The sequence below is a fragment of the Mycobacterium sp. NGS22 genome (genome assembly GCF_059813095.1).
In genome coordinates this window covers 137,784-158,632 of sequence record NZ_JCALDY010000002.1, presented here as the reverse complement: position 1 = coordinate 158,632, position 20,849 = coordinate 137,784, and the positions used below count along the sequence as shown (strand labels likewise).

General features: G+C 67.8%; 19 protein-coding genes and 1 pseudogene. 9 read left to right on the top strand and 11 right to left on the bottom strand.

The genetic code is table 11. The annotated features are described in order from the left end of the window. Window positions 1-48 precede the first annotated feature (48 nt). The 5 genes from AC5Y47_RS02560 to AC5Y47_RS02540 all read right to left on the bottom strand — a co-directional run bounded on the left by AC5Y47_RS02560 (window position 49) and on the right by AC5Y47_RS02540 (window position 3,807). Complete coding sequence (locus tag AC5Y47_RS02560) at window positions 49-600, bottom strand: PE family protein (RefSeq protein ID WP_499941668.1); 552 nt, start codon at window positions 598-600, stop codon at window positions 49-51. 148 nt (window positions 601-748) lie between these two features. Further along, the gene (locus AC5Y47_RS02555) at window positions 749-889 is read right to left on the bottom strand and encodes a hypothetical protein (RefSeq protein ID WP_499941667.1); all 141 of its coding nucleotides are present in this window, start codon (window positions 887-889) and stop codon (window positions 749-751) included. A gap of 157 nt (window positions 890-1,046) precedes the next feature. Continuing rightward, entirely contained in the window at window positions 1,047-2,126 is a 1,080-nt protein-coding gene (locus tag AC5Y47_RS02550) for an adenosine deaminase (protein ID WP_499941665.1), read from the bottom strand. Beyond that, window positions 2,123-3,409, bottom strand: a complete 1,287-nt coding sequence (locus AC5Y47_RS02545; RefSeq protein WP_499941663.1) for a thymidine phosphorylase — start codon at window positions 3,407-3,409, stop codon at window positions 2,123-2,125. The genes AC5Y47_RS02550 and AC5Y47_RS02545 overlap by 4 nt, the downstream gene beginning before the upstream one ends. After that, window positions 3,406-3,807, bottom strand: coding sequence for a cytidine deaminase (locus AC5Y47_RS02540; RefSeq protein WP_499941661.1), 402 nt, complete (start codon window positions 3,805-3,807; stop codon window positions 3,406-3,408). The genes AC5Y47_RS02545 and AC5Y47_RS02540 overlap by 4 nt, the downstream gene beginning before the upstream one ends. A 251-nt stretch (window positions 3,808-4,058) precedes the next feature. Between AC5Y47_RS02540 and sdhC the strand changes: the two genes are divergently transcribed. The 4 genes from sdhC to AC5Y47_RS02520 are packed head-to-tail and all read left to right on the top strand — an operon-like array spanning window position 4,059 to window position 7,429. Next, the gene (gene sdhC, locus AC5Y47_RS02535; RefSeq protein WP_499941896.1) at window positions 4,059-4,394 is read left to right on the top strand and encodes a succinate dehydrogenase, cytochrome b556 subunit; all 336 of its coding nucleotides are present in this window, start codon (window positions 4,059-4,061) and stop codon (window positions 4,392-4,394) included. Between the two features lie 35 nt (window positions 4,395-4,429). Then, complete coding sequence (locus tag AC5Y47_RS02530; protein WP_499941894.1) at window positions 4,430-4,861, top strand: succinate dehydrogenase hydrophobic membrane anchor subunit; 432 nt, start codon at window positions 4,430-4,432, stop codon at window positions 4,859-4,861. 10 nt (window positions 4,862-4,871) lie between these two features. Next, window positions 4,872-6,626 carry a succinate dehydrogenase flavoprotein subunit gene (gene sdhA, locus AC5Y47_RS02525; RefSeq protein WP_499941659.1) on the top strand — a complete coding sequence of 585 codons (1,755 nt, stop codon included), beginning with the start codon at window positions 4,872-4,874 and terminating at the stop codon, window positions 6,624-6,626. Next, a complete protein-coding gene (locus AC5Y47_RS02520) occupies window positions 6,626-7,429 on the top strand; it encodes a succinate dehydrogenase iron-sulfur subunit (RefSeq protein ID WP_499941658.1) in 804 nt (267 codons plus the stop codon). Before sdhA ends, AC5Y47_RS02520 begins: the two co-directional genes overlap by 1 nt. Before the next feature lie 66 nt (window positions 7,430-7,495). Here the strand turns inward: AC5Y47_RS02520 and AC5Y47_RS02515 are convergent, their stop codons facing one another. Beyond that, window positions 7,496-10,075, bottom strand: a complete 2,580-nt coding sequence (locus AC5Y47_RS02515; RefSeq protein WP_499941656.1) for a serine/threonine-protein kinase PknD — start codon at window positions 10,073-10,075, stop codon at window positions 7,496-7,498. A 73-nt stretch (window positions 10,076-10,148) separates the two neighbouring features. Between AC5Y47_RS02515 and AC5Y47_RS02510 the strand changes: the two genes are divergently transcribed. Then, on the top strand, window positions 10,149-11,009 hold the full coding sequence (locus AC5Y47_RS02510) for an SCO6745 family protein (RefSeq protein ID WP_499941655.1): 861 nt from the start codon (window positions 10,149-10,151) through the stop codon (window positions 11,007-11,009). On the opposite strand, the gene AC5Y47_RS02505 is transcribed toward AC5Y47_RS02510, so the two are convergent. Next, window positions 10,921-11,466 carry a condensation domain-containing protein gene (locus tag AC5Y47_RS02505; RefSeq protein ID WP_499941653.1) on the bottom strand — a complete coding sequence of 182 codons (546 nt, stop codon included), beginning with the start codon at window positions 11,464-11,466 and terminating at the stop codon, window positions 10,921-10,923. The genes AC5Y47_RS02510 and AC5Y47_RS02505 overlap by 89 nt on opposite strands. A 79-nt stretch (window positions 11,467-11,545) precedes the next feature. On the opposite strand from AC5Y47_RS02505, the pseudogene AC5Y47_RS02500 reads away from it, so the two are divergent. Together AC5Y47_RS02500 and AC5Y47_RS02495 are read left to right on the top strand one after the other, a co-directional pair. Continuing rightward, window positions 11,546-12,163, top strand: a pseudogene (locus tag AC5Y47_RS02500) (carboxymuconolactone decarboxylase family protein); the annotation flags it as partial. A gap of 9 nt (window positions 12,164-12,172) precedes the next feature. Next, window positions 12,173-13,531 carry a PE family protein gene (locus AC5Y47_RS02495; protein ID WP_499941651.1) on the top strand — a complete coding sequence of 453 codons (1,359 nt, stop codon included), beginning with the start codon at window positions 12,173-12,175 and terminating at the stop codon, window positions 13,529-13,531. Window positions 13,532-13,541: 10 nt separating this feature from the next. Here the strand turns inward: AC5Y47_RS02495 and AC5Y47_RS02490 are convergent, their stop codons facing one another. Both AC5Y47_RS02490 and AC5Y47_RS02485 read right to left on the bottom strand, forming a co-directional pair. Next, window positions 13,542-14,444, bottom strand: a complete 903-nt coding sequence (locus tag AC5Y47_RS02490; protein WP_499941650.1) for a sigma-70 family RNA polymerase sigma factor — start codon at window positions 14,442-14,444, stop codon at window positions 13,542-13,544. 18 nt (window positions 14,445-14,462) lie between these two features. Further along, entirely contained in the window at window positions 14,463-15,767 is a 1,305-nt protein-coding gene (locus tag AC5Y47_RS02485; RefSeq protein WP_499941648.1) for a serine/threonine-protein kinase, read from the bottom strand. Window positions 15,768-15,838: 71 nt separating this feature from the next. Between AC5Y47_RS02485 and AC5Y47_RS02480 the strand changes: the two genes are divergently transcribed. Continuing rightward, on the top strand, window positions 15,839-17,164 hold the full coding sequence (locus AC5Y47_RS02480; protein ID WP_499941646.1) for an aspartate aminotransferase family protein: 1,326 nt from the start codon (window positions 15,839-15,841) through the stop codon (window positions 17,162-17,164). An 84-nt stretch (window positions 17,165-17,248) separates the two neighbouring features. On the opposite strand, the gene AC5Y47_RS02475 is transcribed toward AC5Y47_RS02480, so the two are convergent. Continuing rightward, window positions 17,249-19,492: a VIT domain-containing protein gene (locus AC5Y47_RS02475; RefSeq protein WP_499941644.1), complete on the bottom strand. Its 2,244-nt coding sequence runs from the start codon at window positions 19,490-19,492 to the stop codon at window positions 17,249-17,251. Next, on the bottom strand, window positions 19,489-20,043 hold the full coding sequence (locus tag AC5Y47_RS02470; protein ID WP_499941892.1) for a MerR family transcriptional regulator: 555 nt from the start codon (window positions 20,041-20,043) through the stop codon (window positions 19,489-19,491). Before AC5Y47_RS02470 ends, AC5Y47_RS02475 begins: the two co-directional genes overlap by 4 nt. Before the next feature lie 151 nt (window positions 20,044-20,194). Between AC5Y47_RS02470 and AC5Y47_RS02465 the strand changes: the two genes are divergently transcribed. After that, window positions 20,195-20,818, top strand: a complete 624-nt coding sequence (locus tag AC5Y47_RS02465; RefSeq protein WP_499941642.1) for a hypothetical protein — start codon at window positions 20,195-20,197, stop codon at window positions 20,816-20,818. Window positions 20,819-20,849 lie beyond the last annotated feature (31 nt).

The following is a 20,849-nucleotide window of genomic DNA, read 5'->3' as shown; positions in this document are numbered from 1 at the left end:
CTGCACATCAGCGATGTTATTCACTGGCCGACCGCGCAGACGACGTGACTAACCGAATAGCACAGAGAATAAAGTGAGCAACGGCTGCGGGATAGCCGGAAAAATAAAGTTGGCCGTGAAAACGAATAACAAAAGTAGCGCGATGATGGAGAGTAGGGCCACGCCCCCGAGGAATGCGACCAAAGCCGGATTGACCACATATAGCCAGCTGGCAAACTCGCCGAATATTTGTATTGATTGAGTCCAGAAGGCTCCGGCAAGCTGGCCGAACACCGCTGCGATCGGCGACAGCAGCCCCGCCGCGCCAGCGGCCTCGGCGGTCGCGTACGCGCCGGCACTTTCGGTCAAATGCTGCACGAACTGTTCGTGATACGCCGCCGCCGCCCCGGCCACTTTCTGATAGTCCGCGCCCTGCTGCGAGAACATCTGCGCGATGCCCTCCGACACCTCATCGGCCGCCGCGGGAGCGATCGCCAGCGTCGGAGCCGCCGCATCGAGGTGCGCCGCCTCGAGTGCCGAACCGATGGCCGCCAAATCCGTTGCCGCCGCCTCTACCAGGTCCGGCGCCACCATTACCTGCGACATGTCGCCCTCCAGCAAAGCTCTGATCCTCGCGCTACCGTCCCACGGCTGCTCACTCGCGAATTGAGTAGCCGGGTACTCGACTTCTCAGTGCGCTATGGGCCCGTCCGGAGCTGCCGGCGCGTAGCAGGATGGCCACCGGATGCGTTGCCACCGCATCGACCCGCTAGAGGCGGTACATGGCGCGGGACATGGCAGCATCTTCGAGGTACACGTAACGCTTGGAGTCGTTCGCCCGCGGGCGGTTGCGCCGCTCGGACGGGGTGGCTTTGCGGCCGAAGGTCGCGGTACGGGGCAAGTGCTTCATGTCAGTCTCCTTGGGGAGTAGCCGGGGAATTCCGGACAACTCGACTGTCCTATTTCTCGCGGCCACAGCCATCGGTAGGAACGCGTATTTCTGCGCCGACGGGGTCGTAGGTTCGCGCCGGGCGCCCGGCGCCCGTACGTGTTTTCGCGCAGTCCTGCTACCCGATCAGCACCGCATACCGCGGCTTGATCACGTCGTCGATGATCGCCAGCCGCTCGTCGAACGGGATGAACGCCGACTTCATCGCATTGATCGTGAACCGTTGCAGGTCGGTCCAGCCGTAGCCGAACGCCTCCACCAGTCGCTGCATCTCTTCACTCATCGTGGTATCGCTCATCAACCGGTTGTCGGTGTTGACGGTCACGCGGAAACGCGCCCGCGCCAACAGATCGAACGGATGGTCGGCGATGCTGTTGACGGCGCCCGTCTGCACGTTGGAGCTGGGACACAGCTCCAGCGGAATTCGCTTGTCCCGCAAGATAGATGCCAGCCTGCCCAACCGGACCCCGTCGGACGAGACGTCGATGTCGTCGACGATGCGTACCCCGTGGCCCAGCCGGTCGGCACCGCAGAACGCGATCGCCTCGTGGATGGACGGTAGCCCGAACGCCTCACCGGCGTGAATGGTGAAGCGCGCGTTGTGGTCCCGCATGTGCTCGAAAGCGTCCAAGTGCCGGGTCGGTGGGTGCCCGGCTTCGGCACCGGCGATGTCGAATCCGACGACGCCCTTGTCCCGGAACCGGATTGCCAACTCGGCGATCTCGCGTGACATCGCGGCGTGCCGCATCGCGGTGACCAGACAGCGCACCTTGATGCCGTTACCGTCGGCGGCACTTGCCTTCTCGCCCGCGGCGAAACCGGCCAGCACCGCGTCGACGACCTCGTCGAACGACAACCCGCGATTGATATGCAACTCGGGTGCGAACCGGACCTCGGCGTACACCACGGAGTCCGCAGCCAGGTCTTCCACGCACTCGTAGGCCACCCGGTACAACGCGTCCGGGGTCTGCATCACCGCCACGGTGTGCGAGAAAGGTTCCAGGTAGCGCTCCAGCGAGCCGCTGTGCGACCGGGTGCGGAACCACCTCGCCAGCGCCTCGACGTCGTCGGCCGGCAATCCGTCGTACCCGACCTGCTCGGCGATCTCGAGCACGGTCGACGGCCGCAGCCCCCCGTCGAGGTGGTCGTGCAACAGCGCTTTGGGCGCCTTGCGGATCTGCTCCAGACTCAGGCTCATCGCGTGATCCGATCGATAATCAGGGGCCGCGGCGCGGGCGGACAATCCGCCACGCTGAACGCGCCTTCCAACTCGACCATCGCGGGACCGAAGCGCTCCGGGGTCTCGGTGTAGAGCGTGAACAACGCCTCACCCGCGGCCACCGGATCGCCCGGGCGCCGATGGATCCGCACACCGGCGCCGTGCTGGACCTGCGCCCCGGGGCGGGATCTGCCCGCGCCGAGCCGCCAAGCCGCCAGCCCCACTGCCATCGCGTCGATGTCGCCCATTGTGCCGCTTCGGGCGGCGGTCACGGTTTCCGAATGCCCACCAATGGGCAACGGTTTCGCCAAATCTCCGCCCTGAGCGGCGATCAACCGGCGGAACCGGTCCATGGCAGTGCCGTCGCGCAACGTCTGCGCCGGGTCGCGGCCGTCGAGCCCGGCCAACTCCAGCATCTCCTCGGCCAACCGGACCGTCAGCTGCACCACGTCGGGCGGCCCGCCACCGCCCAGCACCTCCAGCGACTCTTCGACCTCCAGCGCGTTGCCGACGGTCGCGCCCAGCGGACAGTTCATGTCGGTGAGCAGCGCGGTGGTGGGCACTCCGTGCTCGGCGCCGAGTTCGACCATGGTGCGGGCCAGATCGCGGGATTCCCGCTCGCATTTCAGGAACGCGCCCGAGCCGACCTTCACGTCGAGCACCAGCGCGCCCGCTCCCTCGGCCAGCTTCTTGCTCATGATCGAGCTGGCGATCAGCGGCAGCGACTCGACGGTCCCGGTGACATCGCGCAGCGCGTAGAGCTTGGCATCGGCCGGCGCCAGCTCGCCCGCGGCGAAGATCGCGGCCCCGACCTCGACCAGTTGTGCGCGCACACGCCGGCTGGACAGGTCAGCGGTGAACCCGGCGATCGATTCCAATTTGTCCAGCGTGCCGCCGGTGTGGCCCAGCCCGCGTCCAGCCGCCTGCGGAAGCGCCCCACCGCATGCTGCGACCACGGGCACCAGCGGCAGCGTGATCTTGTCGCCGACCCCGCCGGTGGAGTGTTTGTCCACCGTGGCCAGGCCCAGGTCGGTGAAGTCCAGCCGCGGTCCCGACGCCAGCATCGCCGCGGTCCAGCGGGCGATCTCGCCACCGTCCATGCCGCGCAGGAAGATCGCCATCAACAACGCCGACATCTGTTCGGGCGCGACCTGCCCGGACGTGTAGGCCGCGATCACCCAGTCGATCGCGGCATCGGAAAGCCGCCCGCCGTCGCGCTTGACGCGGATGACCGTCGGCGCGTCGAATGGCAAGTCCGTCAACGGGATTCCCGGGCGAGGTCGTCGGGGCCGAATGCGTCTGGGAGCAGCTCGCCGAGCCGCTTGGGGCCGGCCGGGTGGTCGACCAGCATTTCCGGACCGCCGTGTTCGAGCAACACCTGGCGGCATCGGCCGCACGGCATCAACGCCGAACCGGTGCCGTCGACGCAGGAAAGCGCGAGCAGTCGGCCCCCGCCGGACGTGTACAGGGCACACACCACAGCGCATTCCGCACAGAGACCAAGACCATATGAGACATTCTCCACATTGCACCCGGTGACCACGCGACCGTCGTCAACCAGCGCGGCAGCGCCCACCGGAAAGCCCGAATAAGGTGCGTAAGCGGCAGAAGTCGCGCGAAAAGCCTTGTCGCGCAGCATATTCCAATCAATGCCAGGCATCTCGTTACCCCGCTCGGCCGAGGACGGACTTCCAGTGCCGCCAGCCTAACGCGGAAACGACATGCGATTTTTATCGGATCATTCAGGACCAGCGGCTATCTGACGGCGTTATGTTTGATAGCGGTTTTCCGGGCAATTTCAGGTCGCATTCAAGGCGGGTGATTCAAACGACGACGACGGCGGATCCGGCGCCTCTGGGATCCTCACGCAAACGACGGCCACCACGGACGCTGTACCGGGGCGACCCCGGCATGTGGGCCTGGGTGCTGCACCGCATCAGCGGGGCCACGATCTTCTTCTTCCTGTTCGTCCACGTGCTGGACGCGGCGGTGCTGCGGGTGAGTCCGCAGGCCTACGACGAGGTGTTGTCGACCTACAAGACACCGATCGTCGGGCTGATGGAATTCGGCCTGGTGGCCGCGGTCCTGTTCCACGCCCTCAACGGGATCCGCATCATCCTGATCGACTTCTGGTCCGAGGGCCCGCGCCATCAACGCAGGATGCTGTGGATCGTCGCGGTCGCCTTCCTGGTGCCGTTCGTGATGGCCGGCGTGGTGATCGGCATCCATGCCTGGGAGCACCTGTGACGAGCACTCCGAATCTGCAGCGCGGCCCCGATCAACTGGCGCCGGTTCGGCAACGCAGCCATTACCGTCCGGCCAGCCTGGACAATCCGCGCTCACCGCGCCGTCGGGCCGGCATCCCCAACTTCGAGAAGTTCGCCTGGCTGTTCATGCGGTTCTCCGGCATCGCGCTGGTACTGCTCGTGGTCGGGCACATGTTCATCATGCTGGTGTGGGACGACGGTGTTTACCGCCTCGATTTCAATTTCGTCGCGCAACGCTGGGCGTCGCCGTTCTGGCAGGTGTGGGACCTGTTGTTGCTATGGCTGGCGCAATTGCACGGCGGCAACGGCATTCGCACCATCATCGACGACTACAGCCGCAAGAACATCACCCGGTTCTGGCTGAACGCGCTGCTGACGGTGTCGATGGTGTTCACGCTGATGCTCGGGACCTATGTGCTGATGACGTTCAACCCCAACATCTCGTGAAAGGTGCGCGGTGATCGAGCAACACCGATACGACGTGGTGATCGTCGGCGCCGGCGGGGCCGGGATGCGGGCCGCGGTGGAAGCGGGTCCGCGCGTTCGTACCGCAGTGCTGACCAAGCTGTACCCCACCCGTAGCCACACCGGCGCCGCCCAGGGCGGCATGTGCGCCGCGCTGGCCAACGTGGAAGAGGACAACTGGGAGTGGCACACGTTCGACACCGTCAAGGGCGGCGACTACCTCGCCGACCAGGACGCGGTGGAGATCATGTGCAAAGAGGCCATCGACGCCGTGCTGGACCTGGAGAAGATGGGGATGCCGTTCAACCGCACCCCGCAGGGCCGCATCGACCAGCGCCGGTTCGGCGGGCACACCCGCGACCACGGCAAGGCCCCGGTCCGCCGGGCCTGCTACGCGGCCGACCGCACCGGCCACATGATCCTGCAGACGCTGTACCAGAACTGCGTCAAGCACGACGTGCAGTTCTTCAACGAGTTCTACGCACTCGACTTGGTGCTCACCCAAACCCCGACCGGTCCGGTGGCCACCGGGGTGGTCGCCTACGAGCTGGCGACGGGCAACATCCACGTCTTCCACGCCAAGGCCATCGTGCTGGCAACCGGCGGATCCGGGCGGATGTACAAGACCACCTCCAACGCGCACACCCTGACCGGCGACGGCATCGGCATCGTGTTCCGCAAGGGACTTCCGTTGGAGGACATGGAATTTCACCAATTCCACCCGACCGGCCTGGCCGGACTGGGCATCCTGATCTCCGAGGCGGTGCGCGGCGAGGGCGGCCGGTTGCTCAATGCCGAGGGTGAACGCTTCATGGAGCGCTACGCCCCGACCATCGTCGACCTGGCCCCGCGCGACATCGTCGCCCGCTCGATGGTGCTGGAAGTGCTGGAGGGACGCGGGGCGGGCCCCAACAAGGACTACGTCTACATCGACGTCCGTCACCTCGGCGAGGAGGTGCTGGAGGCCAAGCTGCCCGACATCACCGAGTTCGCCCGCACCTACCTCGGCGTGGACCCGGTACACGAACTGGTCCCCGTCTACCCGACCTGCCACTACGTGATGGGCGGCATCCCCACCACGGTGACCGGTCAGGTGTTGCGCGACAACACCAACACCGTGCCGGGATTGTTCGCGGCCGGCGAGTGTGCCTGCGTCTCGGTGCACGGCGCCAACCGGTTGGGCACCAACTCGCTGCTGGACATCAACGTGTTCGGCCGGCGCGCCGGCATCGCCGCCGCGCGATACGCTCGGAGTCACGATTTCGCCGACATGCCACCGAATCCGGAATCGATGGTGGTCGGCTGGGTGGCCGACATCCTCTCTGAGCACGGCAACGAGCGCGTCGCCGACATCCGCGGCGCCCTGCAGCAGACGATGGACAACAACGCCGCGGTGTTCCGCACCGAGGAGACGCTCAAACAGGCGCTCACCGACATCCACGCGTTGAAGGAGCGCTATTCACGAATCACCGTGCAGGACAAAGGAAAACGGTTCAACAGTGATCTCCTGGAGGCCATCGAGCTGGGCTTCCTGCTGGAGCTCGCCGAAGTCACGGTGGTCGGTGCTTTGAATCGCAAGGAGTCCCGCGGCGGTCACGCCCGTGAGGACTATCCCAACCGCGACGACGTCAACTTCATGCGCCACACCATGGCATACAAAGACGGCACCCACCTGCTCAGTGACATCAAGCTGGACTTCAAACCCGTGGTGCAGACCCGCTACGAGCCCAAGGAGCGGAAGTACTGATGACAAGCCTCGAGAAAGAGGTCGCGAACCCCGACCCGCTGGAACCTCCATTGCCGCCGGTCCCGGACGGCGCGGTAATGGTGACCCTCAAGATCGCCCGGTTCAATCCCGACGACCCCGACAAGTTCGCCGCCACCGGGGGCTGGCAGAGCTTCCGGGTGCCGTGTCTGCCCAGCGACCGACTGCTCAACCTGCTGCTCTACATCAAGGGCTACCTGGACGGGACGCTGACGTTCCGGCGTTCCTGCGCGCACGGCGTCTGCGGCTCGGACGCGATGCGCATCAACGGCGTAAATCGGTTGGCCTGCAAGGTGTTGATGCGCGACCTGTTGCCAAAAAAGCCGGGCAAGAAACTCACCATCACGGTCGAACCGATCCGCGGGCTGCCGGTGGAGAAGGACCTGGTGGTGGACATGGAGCCGTTCTTCGACGCCTACCGGGCAATCAAGCCGTACCTGATCACCACCGGCAACCCGCCCACCCGCGAACGCATCCAGAGTCCGACCGACCGCGCCCGCTACGACGACACCACCAAGTGCATCCTGTGCGCCTGCTGCACCACCAGCTGCCCGGTCTTCTGGTACGAGGGCAGCTATTTCGGGCCGGCGGCGATCGTCAACGCGCACCGGTTCATCTTCGACAGCCGCGACGAGGCCGCCGCCGAGCGGCTCGACATCCTCAACGAGGTCGACGGGGTGTGGCGCTGCCGCACCACGTTCAACTGCACCGAGGGCTGCCCGCGCGGCATCGAGGTCACCAAGGCGATCCAGGAGGTCAAGCGCGCGGTGATGTTCTCCCGTTAGCTTGCGCGAGCAGACGCAAAAGCCCCCTTTTCGGCACGAAAACGGGGGCTTTTGCGTCTGCTCGGCCTACGAAGGGGGCAGCTTGAGCACCCGGTTGTTGCCGGCGTCGACGACGTAGACGTTCCCGGCCGCGTCGACGGCGACACCCTGGGGATTGCGAAGCCCCTTGAACGGCAACGTGATCATGGTGTTCGACGCCTTGAGCAGCTTCAGCACGCTGTTGTGCCGGGTGTCGGTCACGTACAAGTCGTTGTCGGCGTCGACGGCGATGTACTCCGGACGACCGACCGCGTAGGCCAGGACCGTCGCCACCGTCGCCGTCGCGGGAAATTTGATGACCCGCTCGTTGTCCCGATCGACGACGAAGAGAGTGCCGTTGCCGTCCATCGTCACCGCCGAGGGATGATTCAGGCCGGTGAAGGGCAACTCCGTCTGCTCGGCCGAGCGGGGGTTCCACGCCAGCACCCTGTTGCGCCGAGCGTCGACGACGTACACCACGTGCTCTTTCCCGTCGGTGGAAATCGCCACGCCCGTCGGTTCCACGAGTCCGGTGAAGGGCAGGACGGTCTGGTCGGTCGATCCCGCGGTCAACTGCAGCACGCGGGGGTTCACCAACTCGCTGACCACGACGGCACCTTGGTCATCCGCGGTGATATCGGCGGGTTGGTCCAGACCGGAGAACGGCGCGACGGTCTGTTCTGTCGAGCCCGCGGCGAGCTGCAGAACGCGGTTGTGGCCGGTATCGGTGACGTAGACGGTGCCCTTGGCGTCGATGGCGATCCCCAGCGGCCGCTCCAGGCCATTGAACGGCAGCACGGTCTGCGTCAGCGGATCCGCGGCACGAAAAGGGTTGTCGATCAACAGGATTGCGGCAACCGCGACGACGACGAGGGTGGCCACGGCCGCGGCGACGGCGACGGCACGGCGACGATTGCGTCGTGGGGCGGGCGCCAGCACCGTCTCGTCCAGTAGGGGTTCACCGGAGCTGACCGGCGTCGCGGGTCCGGTGTCGGTGAGGGCCTTGCGGGCGGCAACTGCCAGCTCGTTGGCCGTCTGGTAGCGGGCGTCCGGGTCCTTGGCCATGCCGCGCGCGATCACCTCGTCGAACCCGGCGGGGATGGCGGGGGCGAAATTGCTCGGTCTCGGCGGGTCGTTGGACAGGTGCGCGACGACGAGCTGCTCGAGACTGTCGCCGGCAAAAGGCAATTGCGCCGTCAGGCACTCGTAGAGGACGCAGGCCAGCGAGTACACGTCGGCGCGGGCATCGGCGATCGACCCCGCGGCGAAGCGCTCCGGAGCCATGTAGGCAGGAGTTCCCGGCGCAATGTTGGTGACCGTCAGGCGAGCGGCAGAGGCTTCGTGGACGAGTCCGAAGTCGATCAGATACACGAACTCTTCGCCGACCATCAACAAGTTCGACGGTTTGACGTCGCGGTGTACCAACCCCGCTTTGTGCGCCGCTTCCAAGGCGGACGCGACCTGTTCGATCACCCGCACCGCTCGTTCGGGGTCCATCGCCCCGTCCCGCGACAACACGGTGTGCACGTCGACACCGTCGATGATCGGCATCACCAGATACAGCCGGCCGTCGATTTCGCCGGCCTCGTAGATCGGGATGATGTTGGGACTGGCCAATCGGCCGGCGGTGTAGGCCTCCCGGCGGAAGCGCTCCTGATAGCCGGGTTCGACGGCCAGTCCCGGCTGCAGCAGCTTGACGGCGACATCCCGGTTCAGTTCGGTGTCGCGGGCCCGGTACACCGCGCCCATGCCGCCCGCGCCGAGGACTTCGAGTAGTCGATAGCGGCCGAACTCGCGTTCATCTGCCGAGACCGCCGCGGCACCTCCCGCGGGTGTGAGTGCTTCCCTTGCGGCACAAGCGAACTCGTGTGCGCTCTGGTAGCGGTCGGCGGGGTTCTTGGCCATGCCGCGCGCAATGATCTCGTCGAATCCGATCGGGATCGCCGGGTCGGCATCGGAGGGCCGAGGTGGCTTGCCGTCGGAATGCGCGGCGGCATACTGCTCGAAGCTGTCGCCCCGCACCGCCTGCTGTCCGGTCAGACACTCGTAGAGCACGCAAGCCAGGGCGTAAATGTCACCCGGGGCACTAGTGGCGGCATCGGGGCCCAGGCGCTCCGGGGCCAGGTACGGCCAGCTATCGGTCGCCGCGTCCAGGCCGATCGCGCCCGCTCCGAAGTCGATCAGATACACGAATTCCCCGCCGACGACGTACAAGTTCGACGGCTTCACATCGCCGTGCACCAGACCCGACCGGTGTGCGGATTCCAGTGCCGCGGCAGCCTGCTCGATGGTGCGCACCGCCGCCGCCGGACTCATCGCCCCGTCGCTCCGGAGCAGACTCCGCGCATCGACGCCGTCCAGAATCGGCACCACCAGATAGAGTTGCCCGTCGATCTCGCCGGCCTCGTAGACCGGGATGACGTTCGGGTTGTTCAGCTGGGCCGCGATGGACACCTCTGACCGGAACTGCTCCTGATAGGCGGGGTCGTCGGCAGACTCCTCGGGGAGCACCTTGATGGCCACATCGCGCGTCATCATCGTGTCCCGAGCCCGGTACACGGTCCCGGTGCCAGCCCGGCGGAGCACCTCGAGCAATCGGTAACGCCCGAACGCCTTCCCGTCCGCCACCAGCGCAGCCTCCTCCGCGTGCGTGGATGGATGCTATCAACGCCGGGGCCGCCAGCTCTGCGAAACTGCAGGCATGCAACGCACCCCCGAGCTGGCCCGGCAGTTCTACGACCGTTTCGAGCCGATCCACGCGGTCACCTACTTCGCGCCGGAAGCCCGCGAAGCGCTGGACGGCCTCGGTTACCGCGGCTTCTGGATGGGTTACTTTGCGGCCCGGTCGGCGCCGCTGGGCCCGGTCGCCCCGCATGTCGTGACCGCAGTGTTCTACAACTTCGCGCACGCACGGGTGGCCAAAGCCCTGCCGGCCGCCTGGCAGCTGGCCGGTCCCGAAGCCGCGTTGCGCGCCCGCCAGGACTCGGCCGTCGCAGCCCTGCGCCGGTCCGGTCTGGACGACGACGAAAACGTCCGCACCGCAGCACAATTGGCTCTTCGCGCGGCGCAGACCACCCCGGTGGATGCCCGGCCGCTGTTCGCGGCCAATGTGGCGCTGCCGGTGCCGTCGGATCCGGTGGCCGCGCTATGGCATGCGGCGACGTTGCTGCGTGAGCACCGCGGCGACGGGCACGTGGCGGTGCTGGCCGCCGCCGGCATCTCCGGGCGGGAATCCAACGTCTTGCACACCGCGGCCGGACCCGTGCCGGCCGAGTACATGAAGCAGACACGCCACTACGACGACGACGAATGGCGCGCCTGCGAGGCCAGCCTGGCCGCCCGGGGCCTGCTCGACGAGGACGGTTCGTTGACGACGGCCGGACGTCAGTTCAAGGACCAGATCGAAACCGTCACCGACACACTGGCTTTGCACGCGTTCGACGGTCTGGCCGACGACGAGCTGCAGGCGCTGTTCACAGCATTGACGCCACTAGCGCGAGCGGTGATTGGGGGCGGCGATCTGCCCGCCACCACGCCCATGAGCGTCCGGCGCGACTTTTAGTCCGGTAGGTGACGTCGGGTGCCAGGCCGGCGCCGTCGTACGCCGTCACCAGGGCGTCGACCACGCTGCGCCAGAGTGCGTCGTCCACGCACAGCCGGCTGGCAGTGAGCACCAGGCGCTCGCGGTCACCGGGGATCAGCGACACCGCGAACAGCCGGCCGGTGCGCTTGTCGTAGCCGGCGCGTTGCCGGGCGATGACCTGGGCCACGGTGGTGTCCGGCGGTTCGACCGCCCAGCTCCAGCCGCCACCCGGGCGGGCCAGCCAGCTCTCGTCCATCGGCTCGAAGACGGCGCCCAGCGTCGGGTTGGCGTCGAAGACCGCGTCCACGGCGGCTCGGATGCCGGACTGGTCCAAGCGGGTCTCGGAGATCAGCACCTCGGTGTGCGCCAGCTCTTCCAGATCGCTGAGCAAGGAGGCTTCGACGATGTCCCAGTAAGACGATGTGCTTTGTTCCACCGGGCAAGGCTCCGCTGCCGCACTTAAAGGATCCTTGGCGGATTCTTGGAATATCCCGTCACACTCCGCCGGCCTGCTTCGTCTGATCGGTATGACATCGAAAACCCGCATCGAGCCCCTGTCCCCCCACCGCGCCGGCCTGCTGGTCCGCACCATGTACCGGGTCGCCAAGCGGCGCTTCGGCGAGGTTCCCGAGCCGTTCACCGTCGCCGCACATCACCCGCGGCTGCTGGTCGCCAACGCCGTGCACGAGACGCTGCTGCAGAGCGCGTCGCGCACGCTGCCGACCAGCGTGCGGGAGTTGGCGGTGTTCTGGACCGCGCGCACCATCGGCTGCTCGTGGTGTGTGGACTTCGGGTCCATGCTGCAGCGGCTGGACGGTCTGGACGTCGAGCGGCTCCGCGACATCGACAACTATGCGACGTCACCGGCGTTCAGCGACGACGAACGTGCCGGGATCGCCTTCGCCGACGCCATGACCACCGACCCGCATTCGGTGACCGACGACCAGGTCGAGGACCTGCGTGCCCGCTTCGGTGACGCAGGGGTGATCGAGCTGACCTACCAGGTCGGTATCGAGAACATGCGCGCCCGCATGTACTCGGCGCTCGGCATCACCGAACAGGGCTTCAGCTCGGGCGACGCGTGCCGGGTGCCGTGGGCCGATTCGGGTACCAAGTCGGGTTCGGCTGGCTAGCATGCGGTGATGCCGTCGTACCTGATCGCAGCGCCGCAGGCGGTGGCCGCGGCATCTGGAGAACTGGCCGGGATCGGGGAGCTGCTGGCCGAAGCCGCCGCCGCGGCAGCGCCGCCGACGACGGGGATCCTGGCGGCGGCGGGCGACGAGGTGTCGGCAGCCATCGCACGGCTTTTCGGCGGCTTCGGCCAGGAGTTCCAGGCGCTGAGTGTGCAGACGACGCACCTGCAAGCCCAGTTTGCGCGGTCGTTGAGCGAGGCGGCGGCCGCATACGCGAGCGCCGAGGCGGCGAGTGCCCAAAGTCTCTTCGCGCCGCTGCAGCAGATGTTCGTCCGCGACGCCGCGACGGTCGGTGCGGTGCTGAACTTCGCCACCAACGCGGTCGGCCTGGGCAACCCGTTCCCCACGACGGTGTCGCTGGCGGGGACCGGCGGGGTGTCCGGGGTCCGGGTCGGGTTCTCGTTCCTGCGCCTGCCCGTGACGGGTTCATTCCTCGGCATTCCCTACGGTTACGAGTTCCCGGCACCCGCGTTGTGGTACTTCCCGACGCTGGCCGACGGCGTGGTCGCCGCGCAGGGCACCACCTATCTGCAGCACGGCTTCGCCGCGATCGGCTGGTTCTATCAGCCGTTGGCTTTGGAGCTGGCGTCGCAGACCAACAGTGTCGTGGTCACCCCCACCATCCCGTCGGTGCCGTTGCCTTTCGGCCTGTGGCTGAGCAGTCCGGAGATGCAGCAGGGGGTGGGTTCGCTGTTTTTGGGCGGCCAGCCCGCACTGAACGCCGCCGCGCATCATGCGGGTTACGCCGGCACCCTGCCCCAGGACTTCGTGCTGACCGGGCACTCGGCGGGCGGCGGTCTGGCCACGATGGCGGCCAATAGTTACCTGACCAGTCTGGGCGCGGGCACCAACCATTTGCAGGGGGTGGTGATGTTCGACGGGGTCGCCAGCAACGCCGCCGCGTTCGGCGCCGCGGTCAACACCCTGCAGGCGGCCGGTGTGCCGCTGTATGCGGTGGTCGCGCCGCCCCAACCGTGGAATGCGTTCGGCGCCACCACAAGTCAGCTGGTCAGCCTCACGCCGCCGAACCAGTTCACCGGGGTCGAGATCGTCGGCGGCTCGCACGTCGACGCGATGCTCGGCGGCAACCCGCTTATCGACTTCGCCGCCCAGCTACTCACCGGGTTCTCCCCGCCTGGGGCCACCGCGGCCGTGCACACCCTCTCCACCGGCTGGATCAACGACATGTACGCCGGATTCGGTCCGCTCAACCCGCTGTACGGCATCTACGGACCCAACGGCCCCTACCAGCCGCCCGGCGGGCAGCAGATCACGCTGGGCCCCGCCACGGGGATTGTCCTGCAGTAGCCCCGAGCCGTTACCGCGACGCCCGCATCGGCGACCCGGTGAACTTGTCGGGATTCGCGACATCCCAGAGCGCGACGACCTTGCCGTCGCGCACCGTCATCGCGGTGATCCGCGGCGCCATCTCGCGCCGCCCGTCGGCAGCCGGGAAACCCGTTGTGTAGGAACCGAGTTCGCCGTTGACCAGGACAAGGTGATTGGCGGTGTAGAACGAGTCGCCGTACCGGTTGGCCAGCCCGAGCATGAACCGGACGACCTTGTCGGCGCCGCGGATGGTTCGAATTGCCGTGGACGCCTTGCCATTCGAGTCCCCGGTCAAGGTGACGTCGGGGTGCAGCAGCGACACGACGGTGTCCAGGTCGCCGGCGGCCATCGCCGCCATCAGTCGACCGACCACTTCGGCGTGCGCGGGATCCGGCTGCGGCGGCGGTGCGGCGGCGACAGCCTTGCGGGCCCGGGACGCCAACTGCCGCGCGGCGGCCTCATTGATGCCCAGCACGTCGGCCACCTCGCCGAACGGCACCGAGAACCCGTCGTGCAGGACGAACGCCACCCGCTGATCGGGGCTGAGCCGTTCCAGCACCACCATCGCCGCGAAGCGCGCATCCTCGGCGGACACCACGGCCGACAGCGGATCGGCCGAATCGAATCCGGTGACCACCGGCTCGGGCAGCCAGGTGCCGGTGTAGGTCTCGCGCCGGTGCGTGGCCGAGCGCAACCTGTCCAGGCCCAGCCGGCTCACCACGGTGGTGAGCCAGGCCTGCAGATTGTTGATCCGGCCGTCCTGGGCGCTCCAGCGCAGCCACGCGTCCTGCACAATGTCCTCCGCGTCGGCCACCGTTCCGGTGAGCCGGTAGGCCACCGACATCAGATGCGGTCGCAGCGCTTCGAAGTCGTCGACCTGCGTCGAGGTCATCGTCCGAGCCTATCGCCGCTAGCCGCCGCGGTTGCGCCGCTGCCGTCGTATCCGGCGGACCACATCCAACAGCACGGCGATCGTGCCTGCCCACCACAACACCACGACCAGGACGAGGTCGGTGCCGCCGTCGTGCACGGCATAGGCGGTGAAGAAGCAGAGGAAGAACAAGGACACCGCGCCCAGCAGGATCTCGAGTGAGAGGATCTCGCGGGCCACCGACGCTGGGATCGGCGCGCTGGGAGCCGCGGGGCGGCGGACCGGCTCGCGGAGTTGCGGGGGACTCGTCGCCGGCGGGGGTCGCTGCTGGGTGACCCGGTCCGGCGGGGGTGCCGGCCGGTGCTGCGGGACCGGCGGGGGTGCCGGCCGGTGCTGCGGGACGGGCGGCGGTCGCCACGCCTGCTGCGGACGGGGGGCGGGCGGCGGTTGGACGGGCGGGACCGGCAGCGCCGGGCGGGGTATCGGATCGGTGCTGGCTTCGCTTGCGGCGCGGGCGAATTCGACCGTGCTGGCGTAGCGCTGAGCGGGGTCCTTAGCCAACCCTTTGGCGGTCACCCGGTCGAAACTGGACGGCACGCTCGGATTGACGGACGACGGCTTCGGCGGCGGGGTGGAGACGTGCCCGAAGTACTGCCGTTCCAGGCTTTCCCCCGGATAGAGCCGCTGACCGGTCAGGCATTCATACAGCACACAGGCCAGCGCATACACGTCCACGCGCGCGTCGGCTTCATTGCCGCTGAACCGCTCCGGCGCCATGTAGTGCCACGAGCCGATGAAGGCGTTGGTGCCGGTCAGGCCGACCTCGCCGGTGGCGCGCGCGATCCCGAAGTCGATCAGGTATGCGAAGTCGTCCTCGGCGATCAAGATGTTCGACGGTTTGACGTCGCGGTGCACCAAGCCGATCTTGTGCGCGGCCTGCAGCGCCCGCGCCACCTGTTCGACGATCCGCACGGCGCGCCCGGGGTCGAGCGGCCCGTCCGCCAGGACGGTTTCCAGATCACGCCCCTCGACCAGGCGCATGTCCACATACAGCCGGCCGTCGATTTCGCCGTGGTTGTGGATCGGGATGACGTGCGGGCTGTTGAGGCTCGCGGCGGCGAGGGCTTCGCGGCGGAAGCGCTCCTGGAACTTCGCGTCGTGGGACAGGTCCTCGGGCAGCACCTTCACCGCGACCCGGCGCTCGGTCGCGGTGTCGAAGGCGCGCCACACCTCGCCCATGCCGCCGCGGCCCAGCAACTCGATCAGCCGATAGCGGCCGAACGCTGTGCCGTCTTCCGCCGACGCATCCCCCGCGACCGCCATATCGCGTGATTGATCGCTCATAGAATTGCCAGTATCGGCCACTGTGGGCGGATCGGGAATCCCCAACCCGCGCGGTCTAGGCTCGAATCACGATGTCGAATAACCTCTGGCTCCATTTCGCCCAGCACGGCAACGGAATAGCGCCGCCGGTCATCACCCGCGGCGAGGGTGTCACCATCTACGACGACCGCGGCAAGAGCTACCTCGACGCGCTGTCCGGTCTGTTCGTGGTCCAGGTCGGCTACGGCCGTACCGAACTGGCCGAGGCCGCCGCCCGGCAAGCCGAGAAACTCGCGTTCTTCCCGCTTTGGGGCAACACCACCCCGCCGGCGATCGAACTCGCCGAGCGGCTCGCCGGCTATGCGCCCGGCGACCTGAACCGGGTGTTCTTCACCAACGGCGGCACCGAGGCCGTCGAAACCGCCTGGAAGGCCGCCAAACAATACTTCAAGCTCACCGGCAAACCCAACAAGTACAAGGTCATCTCGCGCGCCATCGCCTACCACGGCACCACCCAGGGCGCGTTGTCGATCACCGGTCTGCCCAAGTACAAGGAAGCCTTCGAGCCGTTGGCGCCGGGCGGGTTCCGGGTGCCCAACACCAACTTCTACCGCGCGTCGGAACCGTTCGACACCGACGTCAAGGCGTTCGGCCGGTGGGCGGCCGACCGGATCGCCGAGGCGATCGAGTTCGAAGGACCCGACACCGTCGCCGCGGTCTTCCTGGAACCGGTGCAGAACGCCGGCGGCTCCTACCCGCCGCCGCCCGGTTATTTCGAGCGGGTCCGCGAGATCTGCGACGAGTACGACGTGCTGCTGGTCTCCGACGAGGTGATCTGCGCGTTCGGGCGGATCGGGTCGATGTTCGCCTGTGATGACTTCGGCTACGTGCCGGACATGATCACCTGCGCCAAGGGCATGACGTCGGGCTATTCGGCGCTGGGCGCAATGATCGCCAGCGACAAGGTGTTCGAGCCGTTCAACGACGGCAAGACGACCTTCCGGCACGGCTACACCTTCGGCGGCCATCCGGTCTCGGCGGCCGTCGCGCTGGCCAACCTCGACATCTTCGAGCGCGAGGGTCTCAACGACCATGTCAAGCAGCAGTCCCCCGCGCTGCGCGCCACCCTGGAGAAGCTTTATGACCTGCCGATCGTCGGGGACGTGCGCGGCGAAGGCTTCTTCTTCGGCGTCGAGTTGGTCAAGGACCAGGCGACCAAAGAGAGGTTCAGCGACGAGGAACGCACCAAGCTGCTCGGGCGGGTCGGGTCGGCGCTGTTCGAGGCCGGGTTGTACTGCCGCACCGACGAACGCGGCGACTCGGTGATCCAGTTGGCGCCGCCGCTGATCAGCGGTCAGGCCGAGTTCGACGCCATCGAGTCCATCCTGCGCGGCGTGCTCAGCGAGATCGAGATCTGACGCGCCCCGCCCCGGCCGTCGAGCGCGCCCAAATGTACGCGAAACGTCGGCACAGGCCGGCATTTTGAGCGCGCTCGGCAACCGTCAGCGCCAGAAGCGCCGCTTGCTCGGCGGACCCATCGCCCGCCGCACCGCCTCGACCATCACCATCAGCTGCCGGCCCTGCGGCCCGGTCGGCTGCGCCAGGAACCGCTGCAGCGCGTCGCACAGATCCTCCAGCGCCGCACGCAATTCGGGATCGGCGGCGGCGTCGCGATGCCGCTCCAGCTCGGCCAGCACCACGTCCAGGCCCGAGCGGCGCACCTGGGCACCCTTCTCCACCTGCTTGAGCAGCTTGTCCAGCGCTCGCGGCGGCGCGAGCCTTTCTTGCGCGGACATAGCGCCCTCCGGCGCGCCGCCGGGTGCCGCCCCGGTGTACAACGCGGGTGCGGGCATCGCGCTGAGTGCGACCGGCGCGAAACCCATGGTGCGCGCCCACCCCGACGGCTCCTCGACCGGCTGGATGACCTCGGTCAGCGGCGCGGCGTCGGTGCGTTCCGGGTCGACAGCCACGAAGGCGGTGAACCGTGAGAGCACGCCGAACCGGATGGAGTGCGCCACCAACCTCGCGGCCAGCTCGTCGTCACCGGCATCCGACGCGTACTCGTCTTCCAGGTCGCGTACCACCGAGCGGGCCCAAATAGTCTGCACCGCAACGGCTTCCGGCACCACCCGCGCTGGCAGCACCTGGACGAACGGCCCGTCGCCGGCGTCGGCGTCGACGCGCATCGCGGCGCGGGACAGCGGGCCCCGGTACCGCCCGGATATCACGCACGGCACGCCGGCGAAAGCATCGGGCGCCCGGCCCGGTGTGACGGTATCATCGAGAAGCTGCACACCTTCGGCGCTCACCCGCACGTCGGTCAGCGCCGGACGACCTATGGTGCGGGCCAGCCGTGTCATCACCTCGTCCAGTCGCTCCTCGGATTCCACCAGCTCCGAGCGGCCGTTGCCCAACCGCGCGACCCGGTCCAGGAAGCCGGCGTTGACGGCGCGGTCGATGCCCACGCAGTAGATGCGGGTCTCCCCGACCGCCGGCGCCAACGTGCGCAGCAGATGGTCCTCGCCGCTGATCTGGCCGTCGGTCACCAGGACCACGCTGGCCTGCCGGTCCGCTCCGGACGCGGCCAGGATGTGCGCCGCCTGCAACAGCGGTTCGTCCATTACCGTCCCGCCGCGGCTTTCCAGCGAGCCCAGCCATGACGCCGCGGCGAACCGGTTGCGGTCGGTCGCAGCCACCAGACCTTCCGGCAGCTGCGCGGGTGTTTCAACCTGGTTGTCGAAAGCCAGGACGCAGAACCGGTCGCCGGTGTCGAGCATGTCCACGATCCGGCCCGCCGCGCGCCGTGCTGCGACCATCTTCCAACCGCCCATCGAACCCGAGCGGTCCAGCAGCACCACCACGTCCCGCGGCGCACTGGACGCCTCGGCGGGTGGCACCAACGTCACCGACCAGGTGCCTTCGTCCCCGTCGGCGTCCGGGACCAGCAGTGCCGACGACGACAACTGGTTGCGGTCGAGCTTGAACCGCAGCACGAAGTCCCGGTCGGCCCGCGCGCCCGGCTCCACCCGTAACCGGATCAATCCGTCGCTCTCCGCGACGGCGGTCGGCAGGCTCGACCGCAACTCCGACACCGCCAGGCCTGCGCCGTCGACGCGCACCGAGATCTGCAGGTCCGGACGCTCTTCCGAGTCCAGCAGGCGCGGCGGTGTGACCCGGGACGCGTCGGGCACCAGATCGGTGTCGACGGCCTCGCCCGATCCGGTCTGATCCCCGGGCAAGGCGCTGCCCTTGGTGTAGCGCGGCGCGACCACCAGCGGGAACCGGAACGTGGCCTCGCCGTCCTCGAACGACAGCGGACCCGTCAGCCGCATCTCGATCGCGGCTTCCTCCCCCGGGCCGATGTTGCCGACCCGCACCGAGAAAACCTCCGGGCGGTCTTCCTCCACGATCGCCGCCCGCTGCCCGGTTGCCAGCGCCTGCTCGTAGTCGACGCGGGCCTCGCCGCGCTCCTTGAGCACGCCGATCACCCGCCGCCCGGCCAGGTCGGCCACGAAGTCGGTGACTCCGGCCCGCGCCGGCAGCGGGAACACATAGGTGGCCTCGATGACGGTGTCACCGGCGTTGACGAACCGCTGCCGAACGGTCGAGGTGGCCGTCATGCCGACGATCGCGGTGTCGACGTCGATGGCCCGCAGCGGCAGCGAACGGCCGTCCGGGCCGGTCAACTCGCCGCAGCCCAACCGGGTTGGCTGGTCGGCCTCGACAGGGAGTAGGGGCAGAGTCATTGCGGTTCCTTTCCGGTGTTGTCGAGCAGGCCCAGCAGCGGCGCGGCAGCGCGGCGCAGCGAGTCGATCGGCGGTAGCGGTCCCTCGACCAGCAACGTGACAGTGTCGGACAGCCGGACAGCTTGCAGGTTGGTGACGGCCGCAGCGGCCGGCGGCTCGGGGACAGCGCGCCAGAACGCGCCCGCGGCGCGGGCGGGCTGGGGCACGGGATCCGGATCGCCCAGGTCGGCTGGCATCGCTTCCTCGGGAATGGCGGCCAGTGCCTCGACCTCGGCGGGCGACATGTCGGCCAGGCGCTCGGCGATCTCGTCCAGCGACAGGCCCTGACCCTGCAACCGCTTGATGGCGACCAGTCTGATCAGGTGCGTTCGTCCGTAAGTGAGGGCGCGTCCGCGGTTTCCCGGACGAGGCAGCAGGCCCCGCGCGGTGTAGTAGCGCACCATGCGCTGAGCCGGGACGGCCTTGGCTTGCCGGTTTTCCGGCGCGGCGCCGGAGGCCTGCACGGCGTTGGCGGCCGCGTCGGCGAATTCGGGCAAGGTCAGCAGAACCATCACTACCGACAGTGTCATATAGATACTGACACTGTCAAATAGCCGGGTACGCGCTACCCGCGTTTGCGTGCGCTACCCGGAGCCGCGAGTTTAGGGTCGACAGATGAATTGGATGACGGTGATAGCAAATGCTCTCGTCCCTCTCGCGTCCGTGATTTCGAGCGCCACCGTCGCGATCTGGACCAAGCGCATCGACGCCAGGAACAAGGCGGCAGACCGCCGGCACGAACGTGTGCTCGACTTCGAGAAACGGGCGGCCGATGACAAGAAGGCCGTGCTCAAGTCGCTGATCTCGGCGATCATGTACGTCAAACGCGCGGCCCAATACGAGGGACGCGGGACCGCCGAGGAGGTCGCCAGCCAGCGGCGCGCCGAGGCCATCCGGGAGCTGTATGACTTCCGGATGCGGTTGGGTCTGGACGACGGAGTGGCCGAACTGATGGTCTACGCCGCGCCGCCGGTGCGCGAGCTGGTGAGTCTGCTACTCGACGAGTGGGACCGTCAGTTCCGCGAACACGGCTACTCACTGACCCAGCTGGATGCCTGCAAGCGACAGTTGGCCCAATCCACGGCCTGTCCCGCGCCCGCGGAGGACGCGACCGTGTACTACGAGGGCGAACTGAAATGGTCCGAGCTCAGGAAGCAGGAGACGGTGTTCCTCGACATGTTGGGCAGGGATTCCGATCTCGACCTCGGCGACCTGGTGGACCTGTGCGACCGCATCCTGGCGGCCGCGCACAAAGACCTACGCGGGGGCTACGGGTTCGACTTCTGACCGGGCAGGTGCGGGGAAACCGACACCGCGC

What these genes read in the sequence shown, in the direction of transcription:
- AC5Y47_RS02555 (WP_499941667.1), bottom strand. Translation starts at nt 889, where the DNA reads ATGAAGCACTTGCCCCGTACCGCGACCTTCGGCCGCAAAGCCACCCCG.
- AC5Y47_RS02550 (WP_499941665.1), bottom strand. Translation starts at nt 2,126, where the DNA reads ATGAGCCTGAGTCTGGAGCAGATCCGCAAGGCGCCCAAAGCGCTGTTG.
- AC5Y47_RS02540 (WP_499941661.1), bottom strand. Translation starts at nt 3,807, where the DNA reads ATGCCTGGCATTGATTGGAATATGCTGCGCGACAAGGCTTTTCGCGCG.
- sdhC (WP_499941896.1), top strand. Translation starts at nt 4,059, where the DNA reads ATGTGGGCCTGGGTGCTGCACCGCATCAGCGGGGCCACGATCTTCTTC.
- AC5Y47_RS02520 (WP_499941658.1), top strand. Translation starts at nt 6,626, where the DNA reads ATGACAAGCCTCGAGAAAGAGGTCGCGAACCCCGACCCGCTGGAACCT.
- AC5Y47_RS02510 (WP_499941655.1), top strand. Translation starts at nt 10,149, where the DNA reads ATGCAACGCACCCCCGAGCTGGCCCGGCAGTTCTACGACCGTTTCGAG.
- AC5Y47_RS02495 (WP_499941651.1), top strand. Translation starts at nt 12,173, where the DNA reads ATGCCGTCGTACCTGATCGCAGCGCCGCAGGCGGTGGCCGCGGCATCT.
- AC5Y47_RS02490 (WP_499941650.1), bottom strand. Translation starts at nt 14,444, where the DNA reads ATGACCTCGACGCAGGTCGACGACTTCGAAGCGCTGCGACCGCATCTG.
- AC5Y47_RS02485 (WP_499941648.1), bottom strand. Translation starts at nt 15,767, where the DNA reads ATGAGCGATCAATCACGCGATATGGCGGTCGCGGGGGATGCGTCGGCG.
- AC5Y47_RS02480 (WP_499941646.1), top strand. Translation starts at nt 15,839, where the DNA reads ATGTCGAATAACCTCTGGCTCCATTTCGCCCAGCACGGCAACGGAATA.
- AC5Y47_RS02475 (WP_499941644.1), bottom strand. Translation starts at nt 19,492, where the DNA reads ATGACTCTGCCCCTACTCCCTGTCGAGGCCGACCAGCCAACCCGGTTG.
- AC5Y47_RS02470 (WP_499941892.1), bottom strand. Translation starts at nt 20,043, where the DNA reads ATGGTTCTGCTGACCTTGCCCGAATTCGCCGACGCGGCCGCCAACGCC.